Source organism: Clostridium intestinale (assembly GCF_035905475.1).
In the GTDB taxonomy this organism is placed as follows: Bacteria; Bacillota; Clostridia; order Clostridiales; family Clostridiaceae; genus Clostridium_T; species Clostridium_T intestinale.
Genome location: NZ_CP121166.1, coordinates 1873342 through 1894983, shown reverse-complemented (window position 1 = coordinate 1894983; position 21642 = coordinate 1873342). Strand labels below are relative to the sequence as shown.

The window sequence follows — 21642 nt, the reverse complement described above, 5'->3', positions numbered from 1 at the left end:
TTAAAAATTAAGAAATCCCTATGTAACCTTTTTTAGGAGAAGATTTATTGCTTTTTCACAATCTTCATCCTTGCTATTTAGTGACCAAGCTCTATTAAAGTATAACAAAGCTTTCCTAGTATTATTAAGCATGGCATATGAATAAGCCAGATTAAAATAATATTTACTATCTTCTGATAAATCTATAGCTTTTTTTATATAAGTAATTGCATTTAAATAATCTTTAGTTTTTATCAAACATACCCCTGCATTATAATATGAGCAGGCTAAGTTTTCTTTTAGTTTTATGGCTTTTTCGTAATAATCTAATGCTTCTAGATAGTTCTTACTATTATATAGTTTATTACCCTCTTGAAAATAACTCATAAATCCTCCATAATATAAATTATTTACATATTGACATTATTAACAAAAATAACAATATTATTCAAAAACATAACATTGTTAACAATTAAATAGCTATACTTTAAATTGGATTTATTTAATAATATAATAAGTATTAGGCTTTTATTTTTATTGAAAGGAAGCGATTAAATGTATAATTTAGGGTTGGATGTAGGGTCTACTACAGTAAAACTAGTAATTTTAAATGCAGCAAATAAAATAGTATATAGCAGATATAAGAGACACTTCTCTGACATAAAGAGCACAATTATTGGCCTTATTAGAGAAGCCTATAAACAGTTCGGAAATATTGAGATAACAATTAACGTTACAGGTTCTGGTGGACTTTCAGTTTCAAAGTGGCTAGATGTTACTTTTATACAAGAAGTTATAGCATGTACTAAAACTATAGAGGAAATGGTACCGGAAACAGATGTAGCTATAGAACTAGGTGGAGAAGATGCTAAGATAACTTACTTCAAAGGTGGAGTAGAGCAAAGAATGAATGGAACTTGTGCAGGTGGTACTGGTGCATTTATAGATCAGATGGCCTCACTACTAAAAACAGATGCTACAGGCTTAAATGATTTAGCTAAAAGTTATGGAACTATATACCCTATTGCATCTAGATGTGGAGTTTTTGCGAAAACTGATGTACAACCTCTTATAAATGAAGGTGCTAAAAAAGAAGATATAGCAGCTTCTGTACTTCAAGCAGTTGTAACTCAAACTATAAGTGGATTAGCTTGTGGAAAACCAATTAGAGGAAAGGTTGCTTTCTTAGGAGGCCCACTTTATTTCCTATCAGAATTAAGACAAAGGTTTATAGAAACCTTAGAGTTAAAAGAAGAAGATGTCATATTCCCAGAAAACCCACAATTATTTGTGGCTTTAGGAGCAGCTTTAGCTTCAAAAGGTGAAAATAGCATTTTGTTTAAAAATATAGTTGATAAAGTGAAAGAATTATCAAAGTTCCAAGATAAAGAAATAGAAACTTTAAGACCTTTATTTAAGGATGATGAGGAATTAATAGAATTTAGAAATAGACATGAGGACAATAAAGCAAAAAGAGGGGATTTAAGTTTATATAAAGGAAATACCTATTTAGGTATTGATGCAGGATCTACAACAACTAAAGCTGCATTAATAGGTGAATCAGGAGAACTACTTTATTCTTATTATGGATCAAATGAAGGAAGTCCTTTATTAACTGTAGTAGGTATATTAAAAGAAATATACAGTAAGATGCCAAAAGAAACTAAGATAGTTAATTCTACTATAACTGGATATGGTGAGAGTTTAATTAAAGCTGCCCTTCATATAGATATTGGAGAAATAGAAACTATAGCTCACTATAAAGCTGCTGATAACTTTTTACCAGGAGTTGATTTTATATTAGATATTGGTGGACAAGACATGAAATGTCTAAGAATAAAAAATGGAGTTATAGACAGTATATTATTAAATGAAGCTTGTTCTTCGGGATGTGGATCATTTATAGAGACCTTTGCTAATTCTTTGAATATGGAAGTTAAAGATTTTGCTAAGGAAGCTTTATACTCATCAAGTCCTGTAGACTTAGGTTCAAGATGTACAGTATTTATGAATTCAAGAGTTAAGCAATCCCAAAAAGAAGGTGCAACAGTAGGTGATATATCGGCAGGACTTTCTTATTCGGTTATAAAAAATGCTTTATTTAAAGTTATTAAAATAAGAAAAAAAGAGGAAATGGGACAGAAGATAATAGTTCAAGGTGGAACTTTCTATAATGATGCAGTACTTAGAAGTTTTGAACTTGTCTCAGAAAGAGAAGTAATAAGACCTGATATTGCTGGTCTTATGGGAGCTTTTGGAGCTGCATTAATCTCAAAAGAAAGATATACACAAGGTTATGAGTCTACTTTAGTACCTTTAGAGGAACTAGAAAGCTTTACTTTTGATACAAGTCTTGAGAGGTGTGGACTTTGTGGAAACAACTGCTTGTTAACTAAAAATAAATTCTCAAATGGAGAAACCTTTATATCAGGAAATAGATGTGAAAGACCTATTATAGGTAGAGTATCTAGTGAAGAAGTTCCTAATTTGTATGACTATAAATATAGAAGAACTTTTAAATATATACCACTAAAGAAAGAAGAAGCTAAAAGAGGAATAATAGGAATACCTAGAGTCTTAAATCAATATGAAAACTATCCATTTTGGTTTACTTTCTTAACAGAATTAGGATTTAGAGTTGAGTTATCTCCTAGAAGTTCAAAAGCTATATATGAAATGGGAATAGAAACAATACCATCTGAATCAGCTTGTTATCCAGCTAAGCTTGTTCATGGTCATATTATGGCTTTAATAAATAGAGGTGTAAAAACAATTTTCTATCCTTGTATTCCATATGAAGTAAAAGAAGATCCTACAGCGGGAAATCACTACAATTGTCCTATAGTAACTTCATATCCAGAAGCTATAAGAGCTAATATGGATGTTATTAAGGAGCAAGATGTTAAGTTTATGAATCCTTTCTTTGCACTTCATGATAAAGATAAGTTATTAGTTAGACTTATCCATGAGTTTAAAGAACTTGGTGTTAGTAAAGAAGAATGTATAAAGGCACTAGACTTAGCGTGGAGAGAAAAAGAAAACTACGTTTTAGATATAAGAAACAAAGGGGAAGAAGTAATAAAGTATCTTGAAGAAACAGGTAAAAAGGGTATAGTACTTAGCGGAAGACCATATCATGTAGACCCTGAAATAAACCACGGAATACCTAATATAATAGCATCCTTTGGAATGGCTGTTTTAACAGAAGATTCAGTTGCTCATTTATCAGAGGTCCAAAGACCACTTAAGATAGTTGATCAATGGACATACCATTCAAGATTATATAGGGCAGCCACATATGTATCCAAAAAAGACAACCTAGAGTTAGTTCAATTAAACTCCTTTGGATGTGGATTAGATGCAGTTACAACTGACCAGGTTCAAGAGATATTAAGTGCATCTGGGAAGATATATACTGTTTTAAAGATAGATGAAGGAAATAATTTAGGTGCTATAAGAATAAGAATCAGAAGCTTAATAGCTGCAATGGAAGAAAGAGTTAGAAATAACTATGTTCCTATAAAACAGAAGATTGAGTATAAGTCTAAAGAGTTTACTAAGGAAATGAGAAAAACTCATACAATATTGTCACCACAAATGTCTCCGATTCACTTTGATTTGGTTCAGGAAGCTTTTAATTCTTCTGGCTACAACTTAGTAGTTTTACCATCAACTGATAAGATGGCTGTAGAAGAGGGATTAAAATATGTTAATAATGACGCTTGTTATCCTTCAATAATAGTAATAGGACAACTAATACATGCCTTAAAATCGGGTGAGTATGATTTAGATAATACATCAGTTATCATTTCTCAAACAGGTGGAGGATGTAGAGCAACAAACTATATAGGATTCCTTAAAAAAGCTTTAATTGAAGCTGGTTTTGAAAATATACCAGTTATATCTTTAAATGCTGTTGGACTTGAGAAACAGTCAGGATTTAAGATAACACCAAAACTCCTTCATAAAGCATTAATGTCATTAGTTTATGGTGATTTATTTATGAGAGTTTTATATAAAGTAAGACCTTATGAAAAAGAGGTTGGAAGTGCAAATGAACTTTATGATAAGTGGAGAAATATAGCTAAAGAAAATGTTAGAAGTGGAAGTTTTAATGCTTATAAAAAGAATATAAGAAATATTATTAAAGAGTTTGATGAACTAGAACTTTTAGATATAAAGAAACCTAAAGTTGGACTAGTTGGTGAGATTTTAGTTAAGTTCCATCCAACTGCAAACAATGATGCAGTAAGTGTTATTGAAAATGAAGGTGGAGAAGCAGTTATGCCTGATCTTCTAGACTTCTTCTTCTACTCAGCTTATGATGCAGACTTTAAATATAAATTCTTATCTGCAAGCAAAAAGAGCAGAAATATTTCAATGCTTGCTATATGGTTTATGGAGTTATATAGAAAAGAAATGAAGAAGGCTTTAGACGAAAGTAACAGATTCCATGCACCTAAGCATATAAAAGAATTAGGAGATATGGCATCTCAAATACTTTCTCTAGGTAACCAAACAGGAGAAGGATGGTTTTTAACAGCAGAGATGATAGAACTTATAGAAAGTGGAGTTAACAACATAATTTGTATGCAGCCTTTTGCTTGCCTGCCTAACCATGTTACAGGAAAAGGTATGATTAAGGCATTAAAGCATAAATATCCTCTTTCTAACATAGTTGCAGTAGATTATGATCCAGGTGCATCAGAAGTTAATCAATTAAATAGAATTAAACTTATGATGTCAGTCGCCTTTAAGAACCTAGAACAAAAGGAAGCACCTAAAAAAGTATTGTGGCTTGAAAAAGAAGTATAATATTTCTTGACAATTTTACATTTAATACTATAATATATGAATATATCGTATAATTTCATATGGATATACAAATGCAATGAAAAAGAGGAGTAAAAACAGTAATGATATTAAGAGAAGAAAATCCTTAGGCTGTGAGATTTTCTATATCGGATGTTTTGAAGGTAGCTTTTGAGCAGCTTTGCTGAAAGTTTAAGTAGGTAAAGTCGGCAGCTATGTCGTTAAAGTAATGAGAGTCTATAATCTTTTATGATTGTAGAAATAAAGGTGGTACCGCGAGTCTTCGTCCTTTTATAGGATGAAGGCTCTTTTTTTATTTGTGCATTATTCCATATATTTCCTGGGCGATAAATTTGATAAATATAAGTTTCCAAGGATGAAAGCAAAGAAAATACTTAAGTATAGCTAAATTTTAGCTTAAAAGAAATATCCTAAATTAAGAGGAGGAAGAAAAAATGAGTGAAAATAATATTTCAACAACCTATAATCCAAAAGAATTTGAAGAAAAGATATATAAAACATGGGAAGAGAAAAAATACTTTACGCCAGAGGTTGATAAAAGCAAAAAGCCTTATACTATAGTAATGCCACCACCAAATATAACTGGTAAACTTCATCTTGGGCATGCTTTAGATAATACACTTCAAGATATTTTAATAAGATATAAAAGAATGCAAGGTTTTTGTACTTTATGGGTTCCTGGGGAAGACCATGCAAGTATAGCAACTGAAGTTAAAGTTGAGAATGAACTTCTGAAACAAGGTTTAGTTAAGAAGGAACTTGGAAGAGAAGGATTCTTAGAGAAAGTTTGGGAATGGTCAGATGAGTACAGAGAAAGAATAAGAACTCAACTTAAAAAGATGGGAGTTTCAGCAGACTTTACTAGAGAAGCTTTCACTATGGATGAGAACTTAAACAAAGCAGTTAGACATGTATTTGTTAAGTTGTACAATGAAGGACTTATCTACCAAGGAAATAGAATAACTAACTGGTGTCCTAAGTGTGAAACTGCTTTATCTGATGCAGAGATTGAATATAAAGAACAAGAAGGCAGCTTCTGGCACATTAAGTATCCAGTTAAAGACTCAGATGAGTTTTTAGAAATAGCAACAACTAGACCAGAAACTCTTTTAGGAGATACTGCTGTTGCTGTAAATCCAAATGATGAGAGATTTAAGCACTTAATAGGTAAAACTTTAATACTTCCACTAGTTAATAGAGAAATACCTGTAGTTGCTGACGACTATGTTGATATAGAGTTTGGTACAGGTGCAGTTAAGATAACTCCAGCACATGATCCAAATGACTATGAAGTTGGTAAAAGACACTCTCTTAAAGAAATCAGAGTTATGGATGATAGAGGAGTTATAAACTCTTTAGGTGGAAAGTATGTTGGACTTGATAGATATGAAGCAAGAAAAGCTATAGTTAAAGACTTAGACTCAGAAGGACTTCTAGTTAAGATAAAACCGCATGTTCACAATGTAGGGACTCATGATAGATGTGGAGTTGTAATAGAACCTATAATATCAAAACAATGGTATGTTAAGATGGAATCTTTAGCAAAACCTGCGGTAGATGTAGTTAAAGAAAAGAAAACTAAGTTTATACCAGAAAGATTTGAAAAGACTTACTTCAACTGGATGGAAAACATTCAAGACTGGTGTATATCAAGACAACTTTGGTGGGGACATAGAATACCTGTATTCTACTGTGAAGATTGTGGAGAAATGATGGTAAAGGAAGATGCACCTGAAAGCTGTACTAAGTGTTCATCAACTAAGATAAGACAAGAAGATGATGTACTTGACACTTGGTTCTCATCTGCACTTTGGCCGTTCTCAACTTTAGGTTGGCCAGATAAGACAGATGACTTAAACTACTTCTATCCTAACTCAGTTTTAGTTACTGGATATGATATAATCTTCTTCTGGGTTGCTAGAATGATCTTCTCTGGACTTCACAACATGGGAGAAACTCCTTTTGAACATGTACTTATACATGGTATAATGAGAGATTCAGAAGGTAAAAAGATGAGTAAGTCCTTAGGGAATGGTGTAGATCCTCTTGATGTAATAGATACGTATGGTGCAGATGCTTTAAGATTCATGTTAGCTACAGGAAATGCTCCAGGAAATGATATAAGATACTATCAAGAGAGAGTTGAGGCTGCTAGAAACTTTGCAAACAAGATCTGGAATGCTTCAAGATTCTTAATGATGAACTTAGACAAAGAGTTAATGAACAAGTACAAAGATGAAAAAGACTACTCACTAGCTGATAAGTGGATATTATCAAGATGTACTACTTTAGTTAAAGAAACAACCGAGAACTTAGATAAGTTTGAACTTGCAATAGCTTTCCAAAAAGTTTATGACTTTATGTGGAATGAACTTTGCGACTGGTATATAGAACTTGTTAAACCTGTATTCTATGGAGAAGATGAAAAAGCTAAAGGAATTGCATATAATGTAATCTACAAAGTTTTATCAACTGGACTTAAGTTATTACATCCAGTTATGCCATTTATAACTGAAGAGATATATACTCATCTTTGTGACGAGTTTGAATCTATAACTATCTCAACTTGGCCAGAGTATGAAGAAGAGTTACATGATACTAAAGCTGAAAAAGAAATGGGATATATAATAGATTCAATTAAATCTCTTAGAAATGTTAGAGCAGAAATGAATGTACCACCATCAAGAAAAGCTAAAGTAATTGCATATATAAATAAAGAAGCTAAAGATGCCTTCTTAAATGGAATTTCTTATATGGAGAAGTTAGCTTCTGCATCAGAAGTTGAGTTTATAGAAGAGAAAACTTTAGTTCCTGAAAATGCAGTTTCTGTAGTTGTTGAAGTTGGGGAGTTATTTATGCCACTTCTTGACCTAGTTGACAGAGAAAAGGAACTAGATAGATTAAACAAAGAAAAAGCTAAACTTGAAGGAGAAATAGATAGAGTTGATAAAAAACTTTCAAATGAAAGATTTACAGCTAAAGCTCCTGCTGATGTAGTTGAAGCTGAAAAAGCTAAAGGTGAAAAATATAAAGAAATGCTTGAATCAGTTATAGCAAGAATAAAAGCATTAGAATAGTATGTAAATGATGGGATGATTAAATCATTCCATCATTTAATTATATGTGATAGAATAATGGGGACAAGTTAAATGCATTAAAAGTTGTAATATAAGAAGTAATTTATGGAGGTTTAAATATAATATGATAAAACTAATTGCAAGTGATATGGATGGTACACTTTTAAACTCAAAAGGAAATTTACCAGATGATTTTGATAAAGTTGCAGATAAGCTTATAAATAAGGGAGTAGTTTTAGTTGCTGCTAGTGGAAGACAATATTATACGCTTAAAAACACCTTTAGTAATATAAAAGATGATATGGTATTTTTAGCTGAAAATGGAGCTTATGTTGTATACAAAAATAAAGAACTATATTCATCTATCATGATGAAAGAAGATATAAAGAAAATAGTAGAAGTAGCAAGAACTATAAAAGGTGTTGATGTAGTTGCTTGTGGTAAAAAAGGTGCTTATATTGAAAATACTGAAGAATATTTTATGAAGGAAATAAGAAAATATTATCATAAACATCAAGTTGTAGATGATGTTACTGAAGTAGATGATGAAGTAATTAAAGTAAGCCTATACGACAGTATTGGATCTGCTGAGAATTCTAACAAAGTGATGAGCCCATTATGGGGAGAAAAATACAAGGTAACTGTTTCAGGTAAAGATTGGCTTGATTTGGTGAATAAAGATACTAACAAAGGGAATTCTTTAAAGGTTATTCAAAAACTTCTTAATATAGACAAACAAGAAACTATGGTATTTGGAGATTATTTTAATGATGTTGAAATGCTTCAAGAGGCATATCACAGTTATGCAATGATGAATGCACCAGAAGGAGTAAAAAAGCATAGTAGATTTTTAGCTAAAACTAATGATGAAGATGGAGTAATGAGAGTTATAAAAGAAAAAGTATTAAAGGAAGCTTAAACTTTGGAGGAAAAAATGGATTATAAAGAATGTATGAAGTATATACATGATTTAGGTAAATTCGGAATGAATTTTGGGCTGGAAAGAACGGAACGTATATTAGAGCTTCTTGGAAATCCCCATAAACAGTTAAAATTAATTCATGTTGCAGGAACTAATGGAAAAGGTTCAACTACATCAATGATTACGAGTATTTTAATTGAAGCAGGATATAAAGTTGGTATGTATACTTCCCCTTTTTTAGAAGAGTTTGAGGAAAGAATTCAAATTAATAGAGAAAATATATCTAAAGAAGATTTAGTTAAAGTTGTAATGGAAGTCAAAGAGATAATACCAAAAGTAATTGAAGAAGGATTTCATGCACCTACAGAGTTTGAAATCATAACCTGTGTGATGTTTAAACACTTTAGTGATAAGAAGATTGATTTTGGTGTAATTGAAGTAGGACTTGGAGGGAGATTAGATTCAACTAATGTGATTAACCCTTTAGTATCAGTAATTACTTCTATAAGTCATGATCATGTGAACATCTTAGGAAATGATATAAGAGATATAGCAAAAGAAAAAGCTGGGATAATAAAAGAAAAAACTCCTTTAGTTTTATATCCTCAAGTGGATCTAGTTACAGAGGTTATAGAGGATATTGCAAAAACAAAAAACTCTAATATAATTTACACAAAAAAAGAACAAGTAAAGTTATTAGATTTTGTTCATGGGGAACATGAAAGTTATCAAATATTTGAAAGAGTTGAAGGCGGTAAAAAGAAGATATATGAACTTCCTCTACTTGGTGAACATCAAATATTTAATTGTAATACAGCTATAACTACAATAGAAGTATTAAGAGATAACTTTAATGTTAATGTTTCAGATGAGCATGTCTTAAGAGGAATAAAGAAGGTAAAATGGATTGGAAGAATGGAGATTCTTAAGAGGAATCCATTTGTTATAATAGATGGAGCTCATAACATAGATGGTATAAAAGCCCTTAAGCAAAATATACACAAATATTTTGAGTATGAAAAAATGATATTAATATTAGGAATTTTGGCAGATAAGCAAGTAGATGAGATGATTGAAGAAATCTGTCTCGAAGCTACAGAAGTAGTGGCTGTAACCCCTCATTCTGATAGAGCTGAACTTGCTTTAGATTTAAAAGATAAGATAGAAGGTTTTGGAATAAAGACTATTGCTTTAGAAAACTATGAAGAAGCTTATAAATATGCGTATGATAAACTAAATAATAAGGATATTCTTGTTGTAAGTGGGTCTTTGTACATGATTGGAGATATGAGAAAGATAATAAGAAAAGAGCAGTAATTTTACTGCTCTTTCTCTTTATGAGAGGTATTATTAATAATATGCAAGGAATAAGTTTTAATCAATGCCATGATAGGTACACTTAAAAACATTCCTAAAACTCCAAATAACCCACCGCCTATTGTAATTGCTAAAATTACTAAAAGAGGTGATAAACCAACTTTTTCGCTAAGTATTTTAGGTCCTAAATAAAAACCATCAAATTGTTGCAGTAAAAATATGAAAAGTAAAACTATAAAAGCTTTCATAGGGTCCGCTAAAAAAGTTAAAATAAAAGCCGGAATCATTCCTATAAATGGTCCAAAGTAAGGAATCATATTAGTTACACCAACTATAATCGATATAAGTAAAGCAAAAGGTGCATGTATTAAAATTAAACCAATATAACATAAAACACCTATGATAAATGAATCTATTGATTTACCTATGATAAATTCAGAAAAAACTGAGTTAGCTTCACCAAGGAATTCAAGTATTTCATCTTGTTTAGGTTCAGGGAATAAGCGACATATGATTTTTTTACTTATATTAAGTAGTTTTTCTTTATCTTTAAGTATATATATAGATATTATGAACCCAAAAATAAATTTTAAAAAAGAAGTAGTAAACTTAATTGTTGAACTAAAAAGAGAAGAAAGTAAACTACTAATAAATACATTAATTTCATTTAAACTTTTAGTTAAGGTCTCTTCCAATCTATCTACAATTAAAGGATTTAAATAATAATCTTTATTAAATTCATTTATCTTATCTGTAAGCCAAACCTCAGTATTTTCTGCATATTCAGGAAGGTTTCTAAACAAGTCTCCTAAACTATTAAATACTGTAGGAAATATTATAACTACACCTAAAGCTATTACACCAATTACAATTATATATGTAATTATAAGAGAAGGCACTCTCCTAATATTAAAACGTCTTTCTATCAATTTCATTAATGGATTTAAAAAATAAGCTAATCCAAGAGCCCAAAAAAAAGGTGAAAGCATAGACAGTATTTTGCTACCAAAAGGAATAAGTGAACTCTCCCAAGTAAAAATAAGTTTAAGCATTAAAATCGATATCAAAATAATGGGTATTAAATTAAAATGGAATTTTTTAAAAATCTTCAATAAGCTGTCCTCCTTGACTATCATACTTAAATATTTATCATATAAACTACATTTAGTCAAATTAATAAGTATTAAGATTAAAATAAGAATAATATAAGAAAATTTGTATTAATAATAGGGGGAAATGGTGCTATAATTAACTGAATACTAACGGTAAGAGGGACTGATGAAATGTTAAATGTAAATATAAAGCAAAAGAAGAGCTTAAGTCAATTATCTAGTGAAATGATGATGGATATAAAAGAAAATAGATATTTTAAATTATCTTTCATATCTGTATTAGTAAAATCAATTATCTTTATAATATTGATCTCAGATGATAAAGCAAATGGGATTAATGTTATGAGAATTTTTTATTCCTATCCACCTATTTTAGTGTATTTTAGTTTTATAGCATTGTTTTTATCTTTTGGATTTTTATTTAGAGGTACGGGGCAATATATTTGTTTTCTGTTCTTAAATATATTATTTACAGTTCTTGTAATAGGGGACTTGTGGTACTTTAGAAGCAATGCTTCTTTTCTAACATTACATATGATGAAGATGACAAGTAATTTAGATAATTTGGGGTCATCTATAATTTCTATGGTACGAGCTGTCGATATTCTATTTATAATAGATATCCCCGTGATGATACTACTTAAAATTAAGGATAAAAAAAGTAAGTTTAAAAGAAATACATATAGTTTTTTAGCTTTATTTATACTATCAATTGTATATTTAACTTATGCACATATAAAAATAGATAAGTATGATAAAGGATTTACAAATCAAATGATTTTCGCAAAGAGTTGGAGTCCTAATCAGACTATGTCTAACTTAACTCCAATTGGATATCACATATTTGACTCTTATAATTATTATAAAGAATCAAAACCTTATGCACTTAATGATGAAGAAAAAGAAAATGCAGCTAACTGGTTTCAAAACAAAAAAGAAAACCTAGAAGACAATGAATATTATGGAGCGATGAAAGGAAAAAATGTATTAGTAGTTCAATGGGAGTCTCTTGAGAATTTTGTAATAGGTCAAAAAGTAAATGGACAAGAAGTAACTCCTAATTTAAATAAACTTCTTAATAATTCTTTGTACTTTGATAATTTTTACGAACAAACTTATAATGGTACAAGTTCTGATGGAGAATTAATAACTAATACTTCTGTTTTTCCTGTAAGAGAGGGTGCAACATTTTTTAGATATCCTAGTAATGAATATAAATACTCACTACCTAATGTGTTTAAAGGATTAGGATATGAAACAATAGCTTCTCATCCTGATAAAGGTTCATATTGGAATTGGATGCCTGCACTTAAGTCCATTGGATACGAAAAAACAATAGACTCTACGAATTACAATGTTGATGAGATAATAAACCTTGGAATAAGTGATCAAAGTTATCTTAAGCAGTTTGGAGATAAACTTGGAAGTTTAAAATCACCTTTTTTAGCTTACACAGTTACTTTAACAAGTCATTCTCCGTTTACAGTTTTACCAGAGAAAGATAAGGAATTAAAGCTTCCAGACAATTTAAATAATACTAGAATAGGAGGATACCTACAAAGTATTAATTATACAGACAAATATTTTGGTAAGTTCATTGAGGATTTAGACAAAAAAGGAATATTAAAAGATACGGTAGTTGTAGTATATGGTGATCATGAAGGTGTTCATAAATTTTATGATGATGAGGTTAAAGCCACATCAGGATTAGAAGATTGGATGAGGGACAATAACAGAAAAGTTCCTTTAATAATATATAATAAAGATATTGAGAAGAAAATACTACATGTAAATGGTGGACAAGTAGATACACTTCCAACAGTAGCATATCTGTTTGGCGTTAACTTAGATAAGGAGTCAGATAAAACTATTGGAAGAAACCTTCTTAATACTAAAAAGGATTTCGTAGTGTTATCAACAAGAGAATTTATAGGTGACGAGAAAGAAAAGGAAGAGATGCTCAAAGCCATAGATTTAAGTGATATGCTTATAAGAGCTAATTACTATAAGGATTAGGTGAATGATATGAACAAAAAACTATATATTTTATCAATAGTTCCATTAATATTTCCCATATTATCAAGAGAAGACATTATTCCATGGTTGATTGCTTTATTTTTCGTAAATAAAAGCGTACAAGCTATAAAAGCAAATATTAATGTTAACAGAAAACTATTTGTTAATATTACATCATCTGGAGCTCTTATTTTAGCATTTAATTTATTGGCTTCAGTAATACAAAACTATTTTTCTAAGTTATTATTATAATTATCAATTTATCCTCCTTTTTAGGAGGATTTTTTTATCCATTTTTATAATCGTTTCATATATTATATTAAAGGTTATAAATAGGAGGTGTAAAGTTGGAAGGTATATGTGTTTGTAACATTGCATCTAATTCACTTTCCTTTATAGACATAAATGATTATAAAGTGGGAACCTGCCCGATTACTTTAGGAGAATGCCCTTCAGGTCCTCATGGAATATGTCTATGGAGTGAATTTATAGTAACGGCTAATAGCTACAGTAATTCCATTTCTTTTGTTTCGATAAGAGATAAGAAAGAACAAAAGAATATTTATGTAGGTGCTCATCCTAGTGATGTAAAAGTGTATTTAAACAAAATATATGTTGTATGCGGAGAAAGTAATAGCCTAGTTATTTATGACTTAAATGAAGAGAAAATAATAAAAGAAATAGCTTTAGATTTATATCCTCACAGTATAGATATAAATAAGTGTGGCATGGCTGCTATAGTAAACATGCAATCTAATAAAATAAGTATAGTAGATTGCAATAAGGATATAAAGATAAAAGACATCTCAGTTGGCGAATTTCCAACAAAGTGTAGAATTACGGATGATTCAAAAGGTATAGTTGTCTGTGAAAGTTGTTTAGGTATGCATGTTCCAGGAAGTATAACTAAGTACGATATAGAAAATGAGAGTATAAGATACAAATATAAAGTGGGATATGGACCAGTAGATTTTTTTACAAGTGAAGATAAGATATATGTTTCTAATTTTGAAGAAGGAAGCGTTAGTATAGTGGATTTAAAGCTTGAAAAATTAGAGAAGATTAGCTTAGGAGGAATGCCAAGAGGTATACTTTTAAATGGAGATAAATTATATATAGCAGACAATTTCAAAAATAAACTAATAGTTGTTGATTGTATTACAAAGAAATTAGAAAAAACCATAACTTTAGGAAATGAACCTAATGCTATGGTTTATTATAATCTATTGTATTAATGAATTAATTATTTTAGTATAAATTTCAGAAGAATTTTCTTTCCATTTAGAGCATAAGTCAATGGCCTGTTTTTTTGAACCTACGCTTAGTTTTAGATCAATTAATAAGGAGTTATTTTCTAATGCTTTTAGAGTTACTATAAAGGAGTTATTATCATCAGGTGTGTAATCACTATGAATGGTTAGCTCCTTTTTTATTGACTCCCTTTTTTCAACTATATAACTATCTAAAATTGCTATTTTTGATTTAGAAATCCTGTCTCCAAAAAAGGTTAAAACATTATCCCCTTTATCAGTTAACTGGATATAATGTTTTTCATTTATATATTGATATTCTATAAAACCAGATGTGTCTAAATCATCAATATATTGCTGGAGAGTAAAATAATTTATAAAGCTTGTTTCTAAAACTAAATCTGTTAATTGAGTTTTAGTTACTGGATATTTAATATTTTTTACTATATATAATAGGATAAGCTTGTTTTCAGCTAATTCCAAAGAATTTTCCTGCATATTAGTCCCTCCGATATATTGTGATTTTATTCAATTATAACACAAAATATTGGGAGAAGTAAGTAATGATTGGTTAAGAAATGTAATATAATTTATAAAATCCATAAATAGGTGGTGAGTATTTGAAAAGATTAATTATAAAAAGTACATTATTAGTAACTATACTTTTATCCTTGATGTTAATCAGTATATTAATTGCTAGAGACAGTAACTCAGCTTCAGCAAATGTAAATAGTATGCCTATTTATAGGGTTGATAGGGAGGAGAAATGGGTTGCACTTACTTTTGATGTAAATTGGGCTGAAAGAGATTACCTAGAGGAGATATTAAGTGTATTAAAGAAAAATGATGTTAAAGCTACATTTTTTGTTATGGGGAAGTGGGTTATATATCCTGAGGATAAGTCGGATAAACTTCTTGCAATTAAAGAAGGAGGACACGAAATAGAAAATCACAGTTATGAGCATCCTGATTTTCAAAAGATAACTAAAGAGAGAATGAAGTCTGAAATAAACAAGACAGAAGAGATATTTAAGAAGTATGGTATAGAAAATAAGAAGATGTTTAGATGTCCCTCAGGATCTTATAATGATGAAACATTGAAGGTTGCTGATGAAATGGGCTACAAAGTAGTTCAATGGGATGTTGATTCACTTGATTGGAAAGAAACTGGACAAGAATATGAATATAGTAGAGTAATTAACAATGTAAAAAATGGCTCAATAGTTCTATTTCATAATAATGGCAAATATACACCGGCAAATTTAGATAAAATAATAAAAAATCTAAAAAATCAGGGATATGAATTTAAGAAAATTGAAGAAATTTTGTATGAGAAAGATTATTTCATTAATGGAGAAGGTATACAAAAAAATAATTTATAAAATTTAACAATTGTTTATTGAAAAATTGAAAACTATTGTATTATAATTGATATATATAATTTCTTCCTATTATTGGCTATTGATGAAATATATTAAAAACTAATGGAGAGAGGGGTAAAGATGGACAATTTAATGTTAAATAATAAGATTTGTTTAGAAGGCAGGGTTGCTTCAAATCTAGATTTTTCTCATGAAATGTATGGGGAGGGTTTTTACAGCTTTGACCTAGAAGTTCAAAGACTTTCTGATTCAGTAGATATTTTAAGTATAACAGTTTCTGAAAGATTATTAACAGACCTAGAGCTAAACCTAGGAGCAGATATATTGGTTGAGGGACAGCTAAGAAGTTATAATAAATTTGTAGATGGATCTAATAGATTGATATTAACTGTATTTGCAAGAAACATAGTTCCTTGTGAAGAAAAAAGCAAAAACCCTAATGAAATATTTTTAGATGGTTATGTATGTAAGGAACCAGTTTATAGGACAACTCCTTTTGGTAGAGAAATTGCGGATGTGCTTTTAGCTGTTAATAGAGCATATAATAAATCAGACTATATACCAACTATAGCCTGGGGAAGAAATTCAAGATTCTGCCAAAGCTTAGAGGTAGGAGATAACATAAGAATATGGGGAAGACTTCAAAGCAGAGAATATCAGAAAAAGATATCTGAAAATGAAATTGTTAGAAAAGTTGCATATGAGGTTTCTATATCAAAAATGGAGAAAGTTGATAAAGAAGAATCCTATGACTCACAAGAAGAAAATAAAGATGCATCTTTTGGTGCGTAAAAAAAGGCTAGATTTTCTAGCCTTTTTTTTATGTAGATTATTTTCTAAGATCATCAAGTAATTGAGTCTTATTTTTTGTTTTATCATCAACATATTTTATTATTTTTGCTGGAGTACCTGCCACAACAACACCAGAAGGAACATCATCAACAACTACTGAACCAGCAGCTACAACTGAACCTTTACCGATTTTAATTCCTTCAAGAATTACAGCATTAGCACCTATTAATACATCATCCTCAATTACACATGGCTCTTTTGAAGGTGGTTCTAAAACTCCTGCAACAACTGCGCCAGCTCCTAGATGTACTCTTTTACCAAGTTGTCCTCTAGCACCAACAACTGCATTCATGTCTACCATAGTACCTTCGCCTATTTCAGCTCCGATATTAATTATGGCACCCATCATAATTACAGCATTTTTAGCTATTGTAACCTTATCTCTTATTATTGCACCTGGCTCAATTCTAGCATCTACATCTAAAAGATTTAACATAGGAATAGCAGAATTTCTTCTATCATTTTCAACTCTAAAATGTTTAATCTTATGTTTGTTGTCTAAAATAAGCTTGGTTATCTCATCACTTTCTCCAAAAAGTATAAAGAATTCACCAGTGCCATACCATTCAATGCTTCCCATATCGCAACCATTAAGGTCTCCATTAACATAAACCTTAACAGGAGTAGACTTCTTAGATTCCTTTATGAATCTAGCTATTTCGTATGGATCTGTAAAATTATAGCTCATTTTATCACCCTTTCAATAATATTACCATGTTTTGCATGGTATAATAAATAATTATAAACAAAAAAAGCCATACTTTAAAGGGGTAAAGTGGATTTAATTTGATTTTATTAAAATATTAAAGAATAAAGGAGAAATAATATGAAATTAGATAAAGGAATGATACAAGTATATACAGGTGATGGAAAAGGAAAAACCACTGCAGCTATAGGGCAAGGGATTAGAGCTTATGGTAACGGACTAAGGATAGTTATGATTCAATTTCTTAAAAGCAATGAAACTGGAGAGTTAAATGTATTAAAAAATCTTGGAGACAATTTCAAGCTTGTAAGATTGGAAAAGAAGAGAGGTTTTGTATGGACTCTTAAAGCTGAAGAGATTGAAGAGTTGAAAAAAGAGGTAATTGAGGAGTATAATTATGCAAAAGAAGTATTAGCTAATGATTTATGTGATGTATTAATCCTAGATGAAGTTATGGGAGTACTTAAAAATAATTTTTTAAGTGAAGATGATGTATTAGAACTTATTAAATCAAAACAAAATCATGTTGAAGTAATATTAACGGGAAGAAATGTATCAGAAAACATTGCAGGTTATGCAGATTTAATAACAGAGATGAAAGAAGTTAAACATTATTTTTCAAAAGGGGTAAATGCAAGAAGGGGGATAGAGTATTAATGAATAGAAATGTAAATAAAATAGAGATATCAGGTATAAGAAAGTTTTTTAATTTAGTAAATGAAGTACCAGATGCTATATCTTTGACATTAGGACAACCTGATTTTAAGACTCCAGAAAGTATAAAAAATGGAGTTATACAAGCCATAAAGGAAGATAAAACAGAATATACATCTAATGCAGGAATATTACCTTTAAGAGAAGAAATAACAAGGTATCTAGAGACTTTAGGAATAAATTATAATAGTGATGAAGTATGTATAACTATTGGAGGAAGCGAAGGGCTATATTCAGCTCTATCTGCTGTTGTTGATAAGGGGGATAAGGTATTAGTTCCATCAATAGGCTATCCTGCTTATGAAAGTATAGTAACAGTAATAGACGGTGAGGTTATAAATTATAACCTTAATAAGGACTTTACGTTAGATTTTTCTGATATTGAAGATAAAATAATAAAACATGATATAAAGCTCATGGTGCTTTCATATCCATCTAATCCTACTGGAGCATTATTATCTAAAGAAGATAGAGATAGATTAGCTGATATAATAAGAAAATACAACATAGTGGTTGTTACTGATGAGATATATGGATCATTAAGTTATGATGAATATTATTCTATAGCACAGATAGACGATATTAAAGAAAATATTATTTATGTAAGTGGATTCTCAAAGATGTTTTCAATGACAGGATTAAGACTTGGGTATATATGTACAACTAATAATTTCATGAAAGAGATTATGAAGGTTCATCAGTACAATGTATCTTGTGCACCCTCCATAATTCAATGGGGAGTTTTTAATGGTTTTAGAGAAGCGTTAAAAAATTTAGAAATTATGAAAAAAACATTTGTTGATAGAAGAGATTTTGTGTATAATAGATTTGTTGACATGAATATAGATGTTATTCTTCCAAAGGGAGCTTTTTACATATTTCCATCTATTGAAAGCTTAAACATATCTTCACAAGAGTTTTGTAGAAGGTTACTTTTTGAAAGAAAGGTTGCGTGTGTTCCTGGAAATGCTTTCGGCAAAGGTGGCGATAAATATTTTAGGATTAGCTATTGCTATTCAAAAGAAGATTTATCTAAAGCTTTGGATATAATAGAAGATTTTATTTTGGAATTAAAATCTTAAAGCTTTGCTTTAAGATTTTTTTTGTTTAATATGTGAAAGCGGATACTTAGTTTAAGAAATCACAAAGGTAATTGCAGAGTTATGATAATTAAATAATGATTATTATGGGTATTTTATATAGAATTATGAGGAATACTAGATATATAATTATAAAAAGTTGTTAATAAATCATATTTTGTCATCAAAAGTTTAATATTTTCATATAAATATTAAAACTTAGCAATTTTATATTGATTATTATTAAATTATCATCAAATGGGGTGAAATTACCCCTTGGAAAATGTGAAAGTAAAAATAAGATAAAGTGTTTGGAAAGCATGCATATATAATTAATGCAACGATTACAAGTGCCTTTGAAATACATATTAAATAGTTAAAAAACCATTTATTAATTTGATAATATATTAATATTTATAAATTAATATTAATATATTATATTGACATTTTGGTTTTGTGTAATATAATTATAATTAATAAATTTTGTATGTATTTGGCGAAAGATTAAAGGAGGAGAAGAGTCCATGTTAAAATATGTGCTCAAAAGGCTAGTTTCTAGTATTGTAACAATATTCATAGTTGCTACGGCAGTTTTCTTTTTAATGAGATTTATGCCTGGTGGTCCATTTGATGGAGAGAAAATGACAGCTGAAACAAAGAAAAATCTTGAGGTTAAGTATGGTTTGGACAAGCCACTTGGTGAACAATATAAAACCTACATAGGAAATCTAGTTAAGGGTGATTTAGGTGTTTCATTAAACACTTACAAAGGAAGAACTGTTAACTGGTTAATCGGATATTCATTCCCAGCTTCAGCAAAAGTTGGTGCAATTGCAATTCTTGTATCTTTAGTATTAGGTATTCTTTTAGGAATTGTTGCTGCTTTATATCAAGATAAGTGGCCTGATTCATTATCGATGTTCGTGGCAACGTTGGGAGTTACTATACCTAGCTTTGTTGTGGCTGCTGTACTGATATACTTCTTTGCAGTTAAATGGAGATTGCTTCCAGCTACTGGTTTTTCAAGTTGGAAAAACTATATAATGCCTGTAATTGCTTTATCAGGTTCATCAACAGCATTTATTACTAGATTATCAAGAAACAGACTTATAGATGTTATGAAATCAGATTATATAAGAACAGCAAAAGCAAAAGGTTTAAGTCAAACTACTGTTATTTTTAAACATGCTTTAAAAAATTCTTTAATACCAGTAGTTACATATTTAGGTCCATTGATAGCTTCAATTTTAACAGGATCATTTGTTGTAGAAAAAATGTTTGCTATTCCGGGATTAGGAAGAGAGTTCGTGCAATCAGTTACTAATAGAGACTATACAGTTTTATTAGGAGCTACGGTATTCTATTGCGTTTTTCTTGTTGTTGCGAACTTATTAGTAGATTTGATTTACGTTGTAATTGATCCAAGAATTAAACTAGATAACACAGAAGCTTAGATGGAGGTAGAACAAGTGGAATTTTCAAAAGACATGTTTCAACCATTAAATGGTGATGAAAAACAATTAAAACAAATACCTAGACCAACAGTTACTTATTGGCAAGATGCATGGAGAAGATTAAAAAACAATAAAGTTGCACTTATATCTCTATTAGTGGTTATATTTATAACTTTGATGGCTATTATTGTACCTATGGTTTCTCAATATACTTACGATAAGAATAACTTACAAACAACTAATTTAAGCCCTTCTGCAGAACACTGGTTTGGTACAGATGCATTAGGAAGAGACTTATTTGTAAGAACTATGTATGGTGCAAGATATTCTCTTATTATAGGATTAGTTGCGGCTGTAATTAACCTATTTATAGGAGTAATTTATGGAGGAATATCTGGATACGTTGGCGGTAGGGTAGATAATATAATGATGAGAATAGTAGATATATTATATGCTATACCTACTACTATATATGTAATTTTACTTATGACTGTTATGTCAAAGCCAGGGCAAGCGGGAAGTGGACTTGGAAGTATAATCCTTGCTATATCAATAACTTATTGGCTTAATATGGCTAGAATAGTAAGAGGTGAAATTCTTCAACTTAAGAGTCAAGAGTTCGTTCTTGCAGCAAAAACTCTTGGTGCATCAGGAAAAAGAATTATATTTAGACATCTAGTTCCAAATGCTATGGGTTCTATAATGGTTACACTTACATTATTAATACCTCAAGCTATATTTACTGAAGCATTCCTAAGCTTTATAGGTTTAGGGGTTGCAGCGCCAAGAGCATCTTTAGGAACATTAGCAAATGATGGTCAAACAGCAATATACACTTATCCGTATCAGTTGTTTTTCCCATCCTTGATTATATGCTTAATAATCTTAGCGTTTAATCTTTTTGGTGATGGACTAAGTGATGCATTGGATCCTAAGAAGAGAAAGTAGG

The 21642-nt window shown here is 30.0% G+C and carries 17 protein-coding genes and 1 other annotated feature; of the genes, 13 read left to right on the top strand and 4 right to left on the bottom strand.

Annotated features, from left to right (window positions below):
* Window positions 1-18: 18 nt before the first annotated feature.
* A complete protein-coding gene (locus P8F83_RS09765) occupies window positions 19-366 on the bottom strand; it encodes a tetratricopeptide repeat protein (protein ID WP_326514451.1) in 348 nt (115 codons plus the stop codon).
* Between the two features lie 168 nt (window positions 367-534).
* Here P8F83_RS09765 and P8F83_RS09760 point away from each other — a divergent pair, with 168 nt between their 5' ends.
* From P8F83_RS09760 to P8F83_RS09745, 4 genes are all read left to right on the top strand, one after another.
* Window positions 535-4794, top strand: coding sequence for an acyl-CoA dehydratase activase-related protein (locus P8F83_RS09760; RefSeq protein ID WP_326514450.1), 4260 nt, complete (start codon window positions 535-537; stop codon window positions 4792-4794).
* A 67-nt stretch (window positions 4795-4861) separates the two neighbouring features.
* Window positions 4862-5085: a binding site (T-box leader), on the top strand.
* Window positions 5086-5246: 161 nt separating this feature from the next.
* Window positions 5247-7889 (top strand): valine--tRNA ligase, encoded by a 2643-nt coding sequence (locus P8F83_RS09755; RefSeq protein ID WP_326514449.1) that lies wholly within the window; start codon window positions 5247-5249, stop codon window positions 7887-7889.
* Between the two features lie 124 nt (window positions 7890-8013).
* The gene (locus tag P8F83_RS09750; protein ID WP_326514448.1) at window positions 8014-8808 is read left to right on the top strand and encodes a Cof-type HAD-IIB family hydrolase; all 795 of its coding nucleotides are present in this window, start codon (window positions 8014-8016) and stop codon (window positions 8806-8808) included.
* A 15-nt stretch (window positions 8809-8823) separates the two neighbouring features.
* Complete coding sequence (locus tag P8F83_RS09745; protein ID WP_326514447.1) at window positions 8824-10128, top strand: bifunctional folylpolyglutamate synthase/dihydrofolate synthase; 1305 nt, start codon at window positions 8824-8826, stop codon at window positions 10126-10128.
* A gap of 2 nt (window positions 10129-10130) precedes the next feature.
* On the opposite strand, the gene P8F83_RS09740 is transcribed toward P8F83_RS09745, so the two are convergent.
* On the bottom strand, window positions 10131-11240 hold the full coding sequence (locus tag P8F83_RS09740; protein WP_326514446.1) for an AI-2E family transporter: 1110 nt from the start codon (window positions 11238-11240) through the stop codon (window positions 10131-10133).
* Window positions 11241-11411: 171 nt separating this feature from the next.
* Here P8F83_RS09740 and P8F83_RS09735 point away from each other — a divergent pair, with 171 nt between their 5' ends.
* From P8F83_RS09735 to P8F83_RS09725, 3 genes are all read left to right on the top strand, one after another.
* Window positions 11412-13256, top strand: coding sequence for an LTA synthase family protein (locus tag P8F83_RS09735; protein ID WP_326514445.1), 1845 nt, complete (start codon window positions 11412-11414; stop codon window positions 13254-13256).
* Between the two features lie 9 nt (window positions 13257-13265).
* On the top strand, window positions 13266-13508 hold the full coding sequence (locus P8F83_RS09730) for a hypothetical protein (protein ID WP_326514444.1): 243 nt from the start codon (window positions 13266-13268) through the stop codon (window positions 13506-13508).
* Window positions 13509-13603: 95 nt separating this feature from the next.
* A complete protein-coding gene (locus P8F83_RS09725; protein ID WP_315108210.1) occupies window positions 13604-14491 on the top strand; it encodes a YncE family protein in 888 nt (295 codons plus the stop codon).
* Here the strand turns inward: P8F83_RS09725 and P8F83_RS09720 are convergent.
* Window positions 14480-15004 (bottom strand): DUF4364 family protein, encoded by a 525-nt coding sequence (locus P8F83_RS09720; protein WP_315108208.1) that lies wholly within the window; start codon window positions 15002-15004, stop codon window positions 14480-14482. The genes P8F83_RS09725 and P8F83_RS09720 overlap by 12 nt on opposite strands.
* A gap of 176 nt (window positions 15005-15180) precedes the next feature.
* Between P8F83_RS09720 and pdaB the strand changes: the two genes are divergently transcribed.
* Both pdaB and P8F83_RS09710 read left to right on the top strand, forming a co-directional pair.
* The gene (pdaB, locus tag P8F83_RS09715) at window positions 15181-15888 is read left to right on the top strand and encodes a polysaccharide deacetylase family sporulation protein PdaB (RefSeq protein ID WP_420022620.1); all 708 of its coding nucleotides are present in this window, start codon (window positions 15181-15183) and stop codon (window positions 15886-15888) included.
* Window positions 15889-16008: 120 nt separating this feature from the next.
* Window positions 16009-16680, top strand: a complete 672-nt coding sequence (locus P8F83_RS09710; protein WP_315108207.1) for a single-stranded DNA-binding protein — start codon at window positions 16009-16011, stop codon at window positions 16678-16680.
* A gap of 37 nt (window positions 16681-16717) precedes the next feature.
* Here P8F83_RS09710 and dapD read toward each other — a convergent pair whose 3' ends face one another.
* Entirely contained in the window at window positions 16718-17428 is a 711-nt protein-coding gene (gene dapD / locus P8F83_RS09705) for a 2,3,4,5-tetrahydropyridine-2,6-dicarboxylate N-acetyltransferase (protein WP_326514442.1), read from the bottom strand.
* A gap of 138 nt (window positions 17429-17566) precedes the next feature.
* On the opposite strand from dapD, the gene P8F83_RS09700 reads away from it, so the two are divergent.
* From P8F83_RS09700 to P8F83_RS09685, 4 genes are all read left to right on the top strand, one after another.
* On the top strand, window positions 17567-18103 hold the full coding sequence (locus P8F83_RS09700; protein ID WP_326514441.1) for a cob(I)yrinic acid a,c-diamide adenosyltransferase: 537 nt from the start codon (window positions 17567-17569) through the stop codon (window positions 18101-18103).
* Window positions 18103-19242 carry a pyridoxal phosphate-dependent aminotransferase gene (locus P8F83_RS09695; protein ID WP_326514440.1) on the top strand — a complete coding sequence of 380 codons (1140 nt, stop codon included), beginning with the start codon at window positions 18103-18105 and terminating at the stop codon, window positions 19240-19242. Before P8F83_RS09700 ends, P8F83_RS09695 begins: the two co-directional genes overlap by 1 nt.
* 521 nt (window positions 19243-19763) lie before the next feature.
* Window positions 19764-20693, top strand: coding sequence for an ABC transporter permease (locus P8F83_RS09690; RefSeq protein WP_073019869.1), 930 nt, complete (start codon window positions 19764-19766; stop codon window positions 20691-20693).
* Entirely contained in the window at window positions 20694-21641 is a 948-nt protein-coding gene (locus P8F83_RS09685; RefSeq protein WP_073019868.1) for an ABC transporter permease, read from the top strand.
* Window position 21642 lies beyond the last annotated feature (1 nt).